This window comes from Candidatus Pelagadaptatus aseana (genome assembly GCF_040362265.1).
GTDB classification, from domain to species: Bacteria; Pseudomonadota; Gammaproteobacteria; order Pseudomonadales; family Cellvibrionaceae; genus Pelagadaptatus; species Pelagadaptatus aseana.
In genome coordinates this window covers 456,032-469,168 of record NZ_BAABNJ010000002.1, presented here as the reverse complement: position 1 = coordinate 469,168, position 13,137 = coordinate 456,032, and the positions used below count along the sequence as shown (strand labels likewise).

Below are 13,137 nucleotides of genomic sequence, written 5' to 3'. Positions count from 1 at the left end.
ATTGCTTCTCTATATGACAAAAAATCAGCATCATTTGCAGGGTTGACAAAATGCAGCCCCACATGGTGGTCACCCATCTCACCGTCGATTTCAGCTTTTGGCGTCAAAGCCGCAACAGAATCCACAACCAGCACATCGATGGCACCGGAACGCACCAGCATGTCAGCCACTTCCAATGCCTGCTCACCGGTATCGGGCTGGGACACGATCAGGTCATCCACATTCACACCCAGTTTCTCAGCGTAGATCGGATCCAGCGCATGCTCGGCATCGATAAAGGCACAGGTGCCACCGGCTTTTTGAGCCTCGGCAATGGCCTGCAGAGTCAGGGTAGTTTTACCGGAAGATTCCGGGCCGTAGATCTCAACAATACGGCCTTTGGGGAGACCACCAATACCCAGTGCAATATCCAGCCCGAGAGAACCGGTAGATACGGCAGGGATACGCTCACGCTCTTTGTCTCCCATACGCATCACAGTACCTTTACCGAACTGACGCTCGATCTGGCCCAGTGCCGCCTGCAATGCTTTTTCTTTATTCTGATCCATAACTTACCCCGTTTGTTCTCTTTTTCAGCTTATCAGCCAGTTGGCTAAGCCAACCCACTCCCTTGGTGGACCAGCCTGAAATCTTGTGATTGATTCGCATAACTTCGTGCGATTGATTGGTATTGAAGCACAAACAAAACAACTGTACAAGTTTACAGTGCTATTTTTTTATACAGTACTTTCCAGTAGTTTCAATACGCCGGCCAATGCGTGCTCTGTGGCCTGCTTTCTGACCTGGCTGCGGTCACCCGGAAACACCTGTTTATCGGTGATGAGGTGATCGCCCTGACGCCAGGCAAACCAGACGGTGCCCACCGGCTTATCCACACTGCCGCCGCCCGGACCGGCAATACCACTGGTAGCCACAGCAACGTCAGCACCTCGGCTTAAGACGCCCGTGACCATGGCACTGACCGTGGCTTCACTGACAGCGCCCTCCTGCTCCAACAGTGCAGGCGATACATTCAGTAACCGGCTTTTGCTGTGGTTGGCGTAGGTCACCAGCCCTTCTTCAAACCATTCCGAACTGCCGGACACGTCCGTCAGGGCTGCTGCAACCATGCCGCCAGTGCAGGATTCAGCGGTGCCCAACACCCAGCGCCGGGACAACAATTGTTCAGCAATGGAGTTTACCAGAGAGGGATTAAACATGATTCTTGACGCCCGTTTCAGTGTCTGCAGGGGCTAGGATACGGATTTTTAAAACCGGGCACACCCCCTCAAGGGCATGAGAAGAAGGAAAGAAAAAATATTGGGAAAACAGCGCCGAGTCAGCAACAACTGTCATCTCGAGTCGCTGCGGGAGATCTCTCCTTCGCTCGAGATGACAATCACTAAACTCAAAGACGAAATTGCTTAACCGTATCCTGCAAGGCGTTAGCCATGGCCAACAGACTTTCGGCAATGCGCGCGGTCTGCTGAGCGTCACCGGAGGTTTGTTCCGACGACTGACTGATCTCGCGAACGTTGGCGTTGATATTTTCGGCCACCCGGCTTTGTTCATTGGCGGCATTTTCCATCTGCTCGTTCAGAGTGCTGATGCCACGCACGGCCTCTGCAATCTCTACCAGCTCTCGGGATACTTCCATTATGGCTTCGACCTGCTGCTGAGCCATGCTCGATGCCTGATCCATAATCTGGACACAATCGGAGGCCTCACTCTTGAGCGCATCAATGGTCTGACGAATTTCACCGGTGGATTCCTGGGTTCTGGATGCCAGTGAGCGAACCTCATCAGCAACCACCGCAAATCCACGTCCCTGCTCACCGGCACGGGCCGCTTCAATGGCAGCATTGAGAGCCAGCAGGTTGGTTTGCTCGGCAATACTGGAAATCACCTCGAGTACTGCCGCCACTTCGTCGGTGCGACTATTCAGCTCCTGAATCCGGCCAGCGCCCTGTTGCACTTCATTGCTCAGAGCTTCAATTCCGGCAACCGCTGCTTTGGCCTGACGTTCTCCCTCCGCTGCCGTAGACAGCATCTTATGGGATTGCTCCGCCGTCTCAACCGCGTTGCCCTTGACCTGTTCGGCAGACGCCGCCATATCCGCAGTAGCTTCGGCGACCTGATCGGTATTGCTCTTCTGCGTCAGTACTTCCTGCTCGGTAGTCTCCGCTTTCTGGGCAATGGTTTGCGCCGCTTCGTGAACCTGATTGGCGTTATCCACCACCGTGCGCATACTTTCGTTCATCTGGGTAATCATGCGATTAAAGGCCCGGGAGACGGAACCGATTTCGTCGTCGCGTCCTACTTCCAGATGAATACTCAGATCAGAATTTTCAGCGATGTCCCCCATGGTATCGTGCAACCTTCTGAGACGCTTGATCACAATATGATCCAGCACCCAGGCTGTCAGAGAAAAAGCCAGAATAAACAGAACGATTTGCACTGCGCCATTAAACATCAGTTGATTGTTCAGCTCGCTGTCGGCCTTCGCCAGCGAATAATCCACCCGAATTGCCCCCAGAATCTCACCTTCGGGCACCATGTGGCAGGTCAGACAATTGACGCCCTGATAATCTTTGACGGCCTTGATGGGTTCGACCATGGTCAGCAAACGGCCATCGTCGTCACTGTGAAACAGTTCAATAGTCTCGCCAGCCAGTGCCCGGCGATCAATATCGTCCGCAGGTTGTTCGCCATTGGTACCGGCACCGAACAGGGCGCTCAGCTTTTCACTGCGGACCACCCGCACATCCTGCACCTCTGAAGGGGCCACCATTTTGCTTCTGAGCATTTCACGGTTACCCATGGTCCCGGTCAACATCATGGTGTTGAGGGCGTCAAAATAGGACTTGGACATGCTTTTCAGATGCTGACGGGTATAGTCTTCCATTCGGTCACGCTGAGTGCTGACGCTGTAGGCCAACGTGAATATCAAAACCAGCAAAAAAGCACTGGCCAGTGCACTCAACAGTAAAAAACGAATGGATCGGTCCTTCGTCATGATGGTATAGCCCCACTAAAGCTCTTGTTATTCTTCTGGTTATCGACACAAACCGGGAAATATTAATATAGAAAGTCGATTTAAGTCTTTGAGGCAGGTCAGAAAAACAAAAGCCCCGCCTGAACCAATATCAGGCGGGGCTTTGCCAATAAAATATTGTCGATTAATCGAGGATACTGCTGTAACTGTCAGAAAAGACATCCCGGCTGATGATCAGCTTCATCACTTCGGAACTTCCCGCCAAAATACGATTAATCCGCGCCCCGGAGAACATGCGACAAATGGGGTATTCATTCATATACCCGGCACCACCGTGAAGCTGAACGCCTTCGTCCAGCATGCGCCATTCCACCTCACTGGCCATCAGTTTGGCCTTGGCGGCCATGTTGGCGGTCAGCTTGCCCTGGTTGTGCAGTTCAACACAGTGATCCACATACACCTGAACCACATCAATCTCTGTATCCAGCTCGGCCAGTTTGAACTGAGTATTCTGCTTATGAGACAGAGGCTTGCCAAACACCTTGCGCTCCATCACAAAGTCACGAGTCAGGTTAAAGGCCTGTCGGGCGTGGGCCATATTGCCGACTGCAGCGATCAGGCGTTCCTCTGCCAGCCCTTCCATCAAATAATAAAAGCCCTTATCGGGTTCACCCAGAACATTTCCCTTGGGAATTTTGACGTTATTAAAGAACAATTCCGCGGTGTCCTGAGCCTTCATGCCCATCTTGTCGAGATTGCGCCCCCGCTCAAAGCCTTCCATGCCTCGCTCCACCACAAACAAACCCACGGCATAGGGGTTATTTTCCGGATCGGTTTTAGCAGCGACAATCACCAGATCGGCGTTGATGCCATTGGAGATATAGGTTTTGGAACCATTGAGCACAAAGTGATCGCCCATATCTTTGGCGTGACTGCGCATGCCTGACAGATCACTACCGGCATCCGGTTCGGTCATGGCAACCGCCAGAATCTTTTCGCCACTGACACAATCGGGCAAAAAACGCTCGCGCTGCTCCTCGGAACCAAAACGCTGAAAATAGGTTCCAACCAAACGGCTGTGGAGGGTGCAGAACCACTCGGCGGTACCGGCCCGGGCATTTTCTTCCATGATGACCTGCTCATAGCGGAAGTCATCGTCACCCAGACCACCGTATTGTTCATCGGGCCAGATCATCAGAAACCCTTGATCTCCGGCTTTCTTGAAAATATCGCGATCGACAATGCCCTGCTCGCGAAAGCGCTCCATATGCGGTGCTACTTCCTGTTCCAGAAATTTGCGATAGGCATCGCGGAACATATTCTGATCGTCGGTAAAAGCTCTCATTATTGTTTTCCCTACCTGATTCTATGCATCTAAAAACAACAAAGCCCACCAGAAGGTGGGCTTTGTAAAAGGCCAGATTAGCTGAACAGCTCGCCGCTTTCTGCCTTTTCAACCACAATGGCTGGTGGCTCAAAACGGTTACCGTACTTGGCTTGCAGCTCTTTACAGCGCGCTACAAACTTTTTGGCACCGTAGGTGTTGATAAACTGCAGATAACCACCGGTCCAGACCGGAGCACCAATACCCATGATGGAACCGATGTTACCGTCGGCCACACTGCGCAGTACACCTTCCTGCAGGCATTTGAGCGTTTCAACCACGGAACGGAACAGTAAACGGTCTTTCATGTCCTGCTCTTCCAGACCGTGATCTTCCTTGTAGTACTTTTCTACCAGAGGCTGCCATACGGTTTTGCTGCCATCGGCTGCGTAGTCGAAGTAACCACCGCCATGGTGACGACCACCACGATTGTGCTCGCCGTAAATCCAATTCACCATCTCCGTCATGGCATCACCATCGGCCGGCTCGACAAACAATCCCATGTCCTTCTGGGTGCTGATTACTTTGTGGCTCAACTGCTGACTGGTTTCGTCATGAACGGTGAGTGAACCCACTGGCATACCAATGGCTTTGCCCATATTGTCCACCTGAATCGGATGAACACCTTCTTGCACCAAACGAATACCTTCGTCGATGTAGGTACCGAAAGTACGGGAAGTGAAGAAGCCCAGAGAATCATTCACCACGATTGGTGTCTTCTTGATCTGGCGCACATAGTCAAAGGCGCGCGCCAGAGTTTCATCACTGGTTTTCTCGCCACAGATAATCTCGACCAATGGCATTTTGTCCACCGGCGAGAAGAAGTGAATACCGATAAAGTTCTCGGGCTTACTGCTGCCTTCGGCCAACTGCGTAATCGGCAGGGTTGAGGTGTTGGAACCCCAGACACCATTGTCGGCCAGATAACCTTCGGTGGCTTTGGTGATCTTGTGTTTCAGCTCCATGTTTTCAAACACGGCTTCAATGATCAGATCACAGCCTTGCAGGTCGGCATCGTCAGCCGTCGCGGTAATCAGTCCCAGAATATCGGCCTTTTTCTCCTCGGTCATACGACCACGGGCAATGCGCTTATCCAGTAATTTTTCGCTATAGGCTTTGCCCTTGTCGGCGGCCTCCTGTGAAATGTCTTTCAGGACTACCTCAATACCGGACATGGCAGAGGAATAGGCAATGCCCTGTCCCATCATGCCGGCACCGAGAATACCCACTTTTGCGACTTTGGATTTCTCGACATCTTTGGGACGGTTGCCACCACCATTCACCTGATTCAACTGGAAGAAGAACGTGGTGATCATGTTTTTGGCCTGCGGTGTCTTACAAGCCAGATAGGCAAAGTTGCGAGCTTCCACCATCTGTGCGTTATCAAAACCGAGACGGGCAGCTTCGGTGGCCGCATCCAGAATCATCTCAGGCGCAGGCAACAAACCACGGGTTTTCTGACGCAACATGGCTGGTGCCATCATAATGGTCTGCGCCAGCTTCGGGCTGTTGGCATTGCCTCCCGGAATGCGGAAACCTTTGCGATCCCATGGCTGCTGAGCCGCTTCTTCGCTGTCTTTGTTTTCCAGAATCCAGGCTTTGGCGCGAGGCACCAGTTCATCCAGTGACTCAACAGTTTCGTGAACCAGACCCGCCTTCAGGGCTTTGGCTGCATCGACTTTTTTACCTTCCAGCAAGTATGGCAAGGCATCAGTCAAACCCAGCAGATTCACCATGCGCACCACACCGCCACCACCAGGCAACAGACCCAAGCTGACTTCTGGCAAGCCAACTTGAACGGCCTTGCTGTTCAAGGCAATGCGGTGATTACAGGAAAGACAAATTTCAAAGCCACCACCCAGAGCAGCGCCATTGATCGCAGCCACAACCGGAACCGGCAATTTTTCCAAACGACGCAGACGATCTTTGGTGGCCACAATGCCGTTGAAAAATTCTTCGGTCTCTTCTTCTTTTACAGCCAGCAGCATGTTCAGGTCGCCACCCGCAAAAAACGTGCTCTTGGCAGAGGCAAAGACCACACCGGTCAAACCTTGTTCCGCTTCCAGCTTATCAACCGTCTCGTTCATGGCCACGTCGTACTCAGCGTTCATGGCATTAACAGGACCGGTCATATCCATAGTGACGGTTACAATCCCGTCGGCATCTTTTTCGTATTTAAAAACACTCATAATCAATTACCTTAAAAATTCCTATTCGCCAGTTACACACGCTCAATGATGGTGGAGATACCCATGCCACCACCCACACACAGTGACAGCATTGCGCGCTTCAGACCGCGGCGCTCCAATTCGTCCAGCATGGTGCTCACCAACATGGCACCGGTAGCACCCAGAGGGTGCCCCATGGCAATAGCGCCACCGCAAACATTGGTAATCTCGTGATCGATATCCAGATCCTTCATATAACGCATGGCGACAGAGGCAAAGGCTTCGTTAATTTCCCACAGATCGATATCGGATTTTTTCAGACCCGCCTTCTTCAGGCATTTTTCAGCGGCTGGACCAGGACCGGTCAGCATGATGATGGGATCCGTTGCCAGTACGGCGGTAGCAACAACACGGCCACGAGGAGTCAGGCCCAGATCCTTACCGGCTTTTTCACTGCCCAGCAAAATCGCGGCAGAACCATCGACGATGCCGGAGGAATTGCCCGGGGTATGGACGTGATTGATTTTATCGACGGTGGTGTACTTGCGCAGTGCCACATCATCAAAACCAAACTGCCCCATCATTTCAAAGGAAGGCTTCAGATTACCCAGACCTTCAACGGTGGTCTCAGGCTTAATAAAGTCGTCTTTCTCGAGAATGATCAAACCGTTGCGATCCCTTACTGGCACAACCGACTTGTCGAAGTAACCATTGTCACGGGCGTGGGCCGCACGCTTTTGCGACTCAACCGCGTAGGCATCCACATCTTCACGGCTCCAGCCGGCCAAGGTGGCAATCAGGTCGGCACCAATGCCCTGAGGAACAAAACCGGTTTTCATGGCGAATTCCGGATCGCCGGCCATGGCACCGCCATTGGAGCCCATGGGCACACGGGACATACACTCAACGCCACCAGCAACAATCATGTCTTCCCAACCTGAAGCAACTCGTGCTGCAGCGGTATTAAATGCTTCAAGACCGGAGGCGCAAAAGCGGTCAAGTTGAACACCTGCAACCGACTCATCCCAGTCAGCGTTCTGGGCGATCATCTTCGCCACATCGCTGCCCTGTTCGCCAATTGGCGTCACACAACCAAACACCACATCGTCAACATAAGACGTATCGAGATCATGACGGGCCTGCAATTCACGCAACAGACCGGCTCCCAGATCGATGGGTTTAACGGTGTGCAGTGAGCCGTCTTTTTTACCTTTACTTCGCGGTGTTCTAACCGCGTCGTAGATATATGCGTTGTTGGTCATAGAGTAACCTCTTTATTCATTTTGGGTTGCCGCTGAGGGCAATAAAACAGGCATCCAAGCCTTGGGTTTCAAGAAACAGCGGTGAGTTTGTTGGAATCCCACCAGCCATTCATTGACTCGACTGAACAGAAAAATTGACATTTGATGGCACAGCTCTGCAACACTCGCATCTAGACAACTTTTACATTAAAAAATGAGCTCTAATACCTGTTCTTTTTATAAATCAGGTATCGACAGCATTCCGGATAAGTACCACCTAGCTTCCGAGACAGCATCGTTCCTGAGCTTTAATGGCACCTAAATCAAAATGTGAAATCCGTCATAAAAAGGACACCTGCCAACATTACTTTTTTGTCTAAGAGAATCTGTTCCAACGGCCGATATTTAGAACCATACTTCTAAACAAGAGGTGGCGTTATGATGATATTCAATGTTGTATATCGCCAGCAGTGTTACCGCTGGTTTACCCTGTTGTTGGCAATGACGTGTCTGTCACTGCCATTGGCGAGTACTTATGCCAGTGATACAGCCAATGGCTACATTCCCAACGATTTCAATTATTACAACCCCCTCAAGCACGGTCATAAAGGCAACAACTGGCTGACCAGCAAAGGCCTGAGTAATGAAGAACTGGCCAAGGCCGCAGAGGATATTCGTTCTTCCGATATGAGCATCCAACAGCGAGCCCTGAACCATCAATGGCTGCAAGAGCCGGAAGGGGATGGTTTGCATTTCGGCACCAAGGTGGTTTCGCGACTGGTGAAGATGGGGTTTCGCACCTACTGGGATGGCATGCGCAACAAGCACTACCGCGACAACAAGGTCGTTCCCGACAGCGCCGGTAACGGTAAAGTCAGTGAAGATGTGGATTACAAAATTCGCCTCTCCGATGACAAGGTAAAATTAAGCGTGCAGTACGAATTTTAGCTTGCCGTTGCTATAATCCGGCCCGCAATCATCAGCGGGCCTTTTTTATGTCTCAACCAACCAGTCACAACACCTCCCCTCAGGAAACCGTTGCCATCGCCGGCCTGATGCGCCGTTTGGGCGCCATGGTTTACGACAGCCTGATTTTGATGGCGGTCCTTATGGCCTATGGCTCCATCGCGCTGTTTGTTAAATACAAAATCTTTCAGGCGCCACACATTCAGGGTGAGAAGATGGAACTGGGGCTGATCGGTTTTGTGCTGATGCTGGTAGTGATCATCGGTTTTTACAGTTTCTTCTGGATGCGCGGAGGACAAACGGTGGGCATGAAAGCCTGGCGACTGAGATTGGTAAACGATCAAGGCCTGCCCGTCACCCTGACCCAGTGCATCACGCGATGCCTGTTTGCCTGGTTGTCTTTTGCTCTGGGTGGTATGGGTTATCTTTGGTGTCTGGTTGATCGCAACGGCATGGCAGCCCACGACCACCTGAGCCACACTCAGGTAGTCGTCCTGCCTAAACCGGATAAGAAAAAGACCAAGGGCCAGGGTAGTGAAAGAGGTTAATTGGCCCTTCTCAGCAAAACAAAGCCGATGACAAAGCAAAACAGCAAGGGAATCGCCACACCCAGTAACGGTGGAAAGCCAAATACCAGACTGGAGGGGCCCAGCAAATCCTGACTGGTGCGAAACACGATACCTACTATGACACCGGTAAAGATCCGAAATCCCATGGTCACCTCACGCAGAGGGCCAAAAACAAAGGAAACAGCGATCAAAACCAGACTTGCCGTAGCCAGTGGCTGTAACAACTTCTTCCAGAAAGCCAAGCGGTACTCTTTATTTTGTAAACCCTGCTGATTGAGGTAGTTGGAGTAGGAATACAGATCCGCGATCGACAGAGCCTCTGGGCTCAGAACCAGCACATTGAGAAGCTCCGGGGACAAATTGGTATCCCAACGTCGCTGGGCAAAACTTTCCACACTCATGCGATCCTCTGCAAAAGTGGTCTCCTTACCCCCCTCTTCCAGCCAGTGACTGCCCTGATAAATGGCCGTTTCGGAAAAGCTTGATGACAACAGACGCCCCTCCGCATCGAATTGATAGCGCGTCACGCCATACAATTTGCCATTGGGCAGCACCGCATTGAAATGCATAAACTCGTCGCCTTCGCGGTTCCATAGACCGTGCCGCGATTCAAGCGCCTGCTTATCGCCCATCACAATGGCCCGACGGCTTTCGCCGATCTGGTCGGTCAGCGGCGTTACGTATTCGCCCAGCAAAATGCCCACCGCGATAAAAACCATGACCGGTTTCATCACCGCCCAGGTAATCTGGTTAATCGAGACACCGGCAGCGCGCATCACCACCAACTCACTGGTACTGGCGAGCATTCCCAAACCAATAAGACACCCGACCAGAGCTGAAAACTGCAGCTGCTCATAGACACTGGCAGGCAAGGTTGTTGCGACGTAGCGCAGGGCCTCAACAAAGTTGTAATTGCCTTCAAGGTTGGACAGTTCATCAACCAAAGCAGCAATGGCATCCAATCCCACTACCACCAGTAGCACCATCAGAATGGCCGACGATACGGTGCGAGCGATGTATCGATTTAACTTGCGCATTATCGATCCTCACCGGCAGATTGAGAGGCCGATACCAATTTGGCGTGTTTGTTTTTTGCCATGACAATCTGAATATCGGGCCAGAAAATCAGCAGTGCTGCCAGCGCCAGAAACACCCCGTGTACCGGCCAGATACCGGGAACCGGAGACAAATTTCCGGATTCCAGTGCCCCTCTGGCCGCATTGAGGGAGACCAGATAGATGATGTAAATAAGAATCGCCGGAATCATTTGCACGTAGCGTCCCTGACGCGGATTGGTACGACTCAATGGCACTGCCAGCAGAGTCACAATCACCACCAACAAAGGCAGGGAGAAACGCCACTGCAAAGCCGCTGTATTTTCAAGACTGTCCTTTTCCATCAGCTCGGCAGTCGTCAACGAATCCGCTTTGACATTGCGACGATCGATACCGCGCGGCTGCTCAAGTAATTGGCGATAGGTATCAAACTCAATCACCTGATAATCCGCCTGCCCCGGACGACCACTGTAGCGGTAACCGTCATAGAGTTTCAGGTAGCGCTGCCCGGTTGCCTCATCGACCACCTGCTCGCCTCGCTTGGCCAACACCACATCGAGTTTGGCCTGCTCGCCTTCGGCGGCATCACCCATCTCGGCCATAAACACAATCTGCATTTCCTTGCGATCATCGCTGAGGCTTTCGGCATAGGTGACACCGGAACCACCATCGCTGGGCATAAAGCGGGTGGGCTTTAAATGATCGAACTCACTGCGCTTTTTCTGCTCATTCAGAATCAGCTCGGCTTTTTGCACCCCGGCAGGGCTGATAAAAAGACTCAACATGCCGACAATAACCGCAACAAACAGAGCCGGCATCAGGGTGTAGCCCAGCAGCCTGCGTGGACTGATGCCACAGGCTGAAAGAATGGTCATCTCGCTGTCCATATACAAACGACCATAGGCCATCAATATGGCGATGAATAATCCAAGAGGCAGCACCAGCTCCAGAAAGCCCGGTAAACGGTACCCCATAATGGCCAGTAACACGTCTGGTGCCAGTTTGCCCGCCGCGGCTTCCGCCAGATATTTAACAAAGCGTCCGCTCATAATAATCAGCAACAACACACCACTGATGGCAACCATGCTGATCAGGACTTCACGGGCCAGATACCTGAAAATAATCACAAAGCTTTCCGTTCCTCTAGATTTTAGCCACTCTGTTTGGCCTTTATCCGCCTCAGTGGATTCAATACCGCCGAGTCATGGCGTAAACTGTTCGGAATAATGAATCAGTAAAGCACAAACCGTGCATTATCCCGAAAACTGACGTCGTTGTCTTGAGGAGTCACCATGAAATTTCAGGCCAAGGTAGCCGAACTGTTAACCCACAAAAGCCAGTGTCTGGTTCTTCCCGTAGTCGATGGCAAAAAACAGCCACCGGCCACCCAGACTTTTGATAAAGCCTGCGGCAATATTGTCAGCCGTCTGCTTGACAGCGGTGATCTCAAGCCAAGAAATGGCAGCACCCTGCTATTGACTCAACAGCCGGGCTGCAGTTCCGAGCGAGTTCTGCTGATCGGCGTGGGCAATATGGACAAGGCCATCAGTTCCGACAACTACGCCAAACTGATCAATAGCGCCGCACTGGCACTGTCCAGAACCCCGGCAAAGAATGCCTCGGTGTTTTTTGGTGACATCAAAGTCGCCAATCAGGAAGAAAACTGGAAAGCCCGTCAACTGGCAAAAGCCTTCAGCAATGCCCTGTATCGGTTTGATGATTTCAAGAGCAGCAAATCGGCAAAACCAACTCTGAAAACCGTCACCTATTCAGTCAAACAACAGAAGCAGGTTACCGAGACCAATAAAGCCTTGAAAACCGGACTGGCCACGGCAAGCGGCATGAGCCTGGCAAAAACGCTGGGCAACCTGCCCGGCAATGTCTGCACCCCCGCCTATCTGGCCAATCAGGCCCGTAAAATGGCCCGCTCGGAGGCCAAACTGTCTGCCAAGGTTCTGGGGCAAAAGCAGATGCAGGAACTGGGCATGGGTTCATTTCTGTCGGTTGCCAAAGGCAGCGATCAGGAAGGCAAGCTGATTGTGCTCGAGTATAAAGGGGCCAAAAAGTCCGAAGCACCTTTTGTGCTCGTCGGCAAAGGCATTACCTTCGACACCGGCGGCATCAGCCTGAAGCCCGGTGCCGCCATGGATGAGATGAAGTACGATATGTGTGGTGCCGCCAGTGTCTTCGGAACACTGCAATCGGTGGTGGAACTGCAGCTGCCGATCAATCTGGTGGTGATCGTTGCTGCCGCCGAGAACATGCCCAGTGGTGGCGCCTCCAAGCCGGGTGACATCGTCACTTCCATGTCCGGCAAAACCATTGAAATTCTCAACACCGATGCTGAGGGTCGACTGGTACTCTGCGATGCCCTGACCTATGCCGAGCGGTTCAAGCCCAAAGCTGTGATTGACGTCGCCACCCTGACAGGTGCCTGTGTAGTTGCTCTGGGTGCCCACGCCACCGGCCTCTACAGTAACGACGACAAACTGGCCAACACCCTGCTGCAAGCCGGCGTAGCAGCACAGGACAAAGCCTGGCAAATGCCGCTGTGGGATGAATATCAATCCCAGCTCGACAGCAATTTCGCCGATATGGCCAACATCGGCGGCCCCAAAGCAGGCAGTGTCACTGCCGCCTGCTTCCTGGCACGCTTTACCGAAAGCTACCCTTGGGCACATCTGGACATCGCCGGTACCGCCTGGCACTCCGGCGCCAACAAGGGTGCAACCGGTCGTCCGGTCAGCCTGTTACTGGAATATCTGATGCAAGGTGCCTGA

11 protein-coding genes are annotated in these 13,137 nt (G+C 52.3%); 3 read left to right on the top strand and 8 right to left on the bottom strand.

Features of this window, described 5'->3' with window-relative positions:
* The 6 genes from ACPXV9_RS04720 to ACPXV9_RS04695 all read right to left on the bottom strand — a co-directional run.
* The coding region (locus ACPXV9_RS04720) for an ATPase domain-containing protein (RefSeq protein WP_423895027.1) at nt 1-548 on the bottom strand (548 nt) is incomplete at its 3' end.
* A 168-nt stretch (nt 549-716) separates the two neighbouring features.
* Entirely contained in the window at nt 717-1,199 is a 483-nt protein-coding gene (locus ACPXV9_RS04715) for a CinA family protein (protein WP_423895026.1), read from the bottom strand.
* 188 nt (nt 1,200-1,387) lie between these two features.
* Nucleotides 1,388-2,995, bottom strand: coding sequence for a methyl-accepting chemotaxis protein (locus ACPXV9_RS04710; protein ID WP_423895024.1), 1,608 nt, complete (start codon nt 2,993-2,995; stop codon nt 1,388-1,390).
* A gap of 163 nt (nt 2,996-3,158) precedes the next feature.
* Nucleotides 3,159-4,319 carry an acyl-CoA dehydrogenase family protein gene (locus ACPXV9_RS04705; RefSeq protein ID WP_423895022.1) on the bottom strand — a complete coding sequence of 387 codons (1,161 nt, stop codon included), beginning with the start codon at nt 4,317-4,319 and terminating at the stop codon, nt 3,159-3,161.
* Nucleotides 4,320-4,396: 77 nt separating this feature from the next.
* Nucleotides 4,397-6,547, bottom strand: coding sequence for a 3-hydroxyacyl-CoA dehydrogenase NAD-binding domain-containing protein (locus ACPXV9_RS04700; protein ID WP_423895021.1), 2,151 nt, complete (start codon nt 6,545-6,547; stop codon nt 4,397-4,399).
* A gap of 32 nt (nt 6,548-6,579) precedes the next feature.
* Nucleotides 6,580-7,788, bottom strand: a complete 1,209-nt coding sequence (locus ACPXV9_RS04695; RefSeq protein ID WP_423895019.1) for an acetyl-CoA C-acetyltransferase — start codon at nt 7,786-7,788, stop codon at nt 6,580-6,582.
* A 417-nt stretch (nt 7,789-8,205) separates the two neighbouring features.
* On the opposite strand from ACPXV9_RS04695, the gene ACPXV9_RS04690 reads away from it, so the two are divergent.
* Together ACPXV9_RS04690 and ACPXV9_RS04685 are read left to right on the top strand one after the other, a co-directional pair.
* Nucleotides 8,206-8,715 carry a hypothetical protein gene (locus ACPXV9_RS04690; RefSeq protein ID WP_423895017.1) on the top strand — a complete coding sequence of 170 codons (510 nt, stop codon included), beginning with the start codon at nt 8,206-8,208 and terminating at the stop codon, nt 8,713-8,715.
* A 47-nt stretch (nt 8,716-8,762) separates the two neighbouring features.
* Entirely contained in the window at nt 8,763-9,281 is a 519-nt protein-coding gene (locus ACPXV9_RS04685; RefSeq protein ID WP_423895015.1) for an RDD family protein, read from the top strand.
* Here ACPXV9_RS04685 and lptG read toward each other — a convergent pair.
* Together lptG and lptF are read right to left on the bottom strand one after the other, a co-directional pair.
* Nucleotides 9,278-10,339 carry an LPS export ABC transporter permease LptG gene (gene lptG, locus ACPXV9_RS04680; protein ID WP_423895013.1) on the bottom strand — a complete coding sequence of 354 codons (1,062 nt, stop codon included), beginning with the start codon at nt 10,337-10,339 and terminating at the stop codon, nt 9,278-9,280. The genes ACPXV9_RS04685 and lptG overlap by 4 nt on opposite strands.
* The gene (gene lptF / locus ACPXV9_RS04675; RefSeq protein WP_423895011.1) at nt 10,339-11,484 is read right to left on the bottom strand and encodes an LPS export ABC transporter permease LptF; all 1,146 of its coding nucleotides are present in this window, start codon (nt 11,482-11,484) and stop codon (nt 10,339-10,341) included. The genes lptG and lptF overlap by 1 nt, the downstream gene beginning before the upstream one ends.
* Nucleotides 11,485-11,649: 165 nt before the next feature.
* Here lptF and ACPXV9_RS04670 point away from each other — a divergent pair, with 165 nt between their 5' ends.
* Nucleotides 11,650-13,137, top strand: coding sequence for a leucyl aminopeptidase (locus ACPXV9_RS04670; protein WP_423895010.1), 1,488 nt, complete (start codon nt 11,650-11,652; stop codon nt 13,135-13,137).

What these genes read in the sequence shown, in the direction of transcription:
- ACPXV9_RS04705 (WP_423895022.1), bottom strand. Translation starts at nt 4,319, where the DNA reads ATGAGAGCTTTTACCGACGATCAGAATATGTTCCGCGATGCCTATCGC.
- ACPXV9_RS04695 (WP_423895019.1), bottom strand. Translation starts at nt 7,788, where the DNA reads ATGACCAACAACGCATATATCTACGACGCGGTTAGAACACCGCGAAGT.
- ACPXV9_RS04700 (WP_423895021.1), bottom strand. Translation starts at nt 6,547, where the DNA reads ATGAGTGTTTTTAAATACGAAAAAGATGCCGACGGGATTGTAACCGTC.
- ACPXV9_RS04715 (WP_423895026.1), bottom strand. Translation starts at nt 1,199, where the DNA reads ATGTTTAATCCCTCTCTGGTAAACTCCATTGCTGAACAATTGTTGTCC.
- ACPXV9_RS04710 (WP_423895024.1), bottom strand. Translation starts at nt 2,995, where the DNA reads ATGACGAAGGACCGATCCATTCGTTTTTTACTGTTGAGTGCACTGGCC.
- ACPXV9_RS04685 (WP_423895015.1), top strand. Translation starts at nt 8,763, where the DNA reads ATGTCTCAACCAACCAGTCACAACACCTCCCCTCAGGAAACCGTTGCC.
- ACPXV9_RS04670 (WP_423895010.1), top strand. Translation starts at nt 11,650, where the DNA reads ATGAAATTTCAGGCCAAGGTAGCCGAACTGTTAACCCACAAAAGCCAG.
- lptG (WP_423895013.1), bottom strand. Translation starts at nt 10,339, where the DNA reads ATGCGCAAGTTAAATCGATACATCGCTCGCACCGTATCGTCGGCCATT.
- ACPXV9_RS04690 (WP_423895017.1), top strand. Translation starts at nt 8,206, where the DNA reads ATGATGATATTCAATGTTGTATATCGCCAGCAGTGTTACCGCTGGTTT.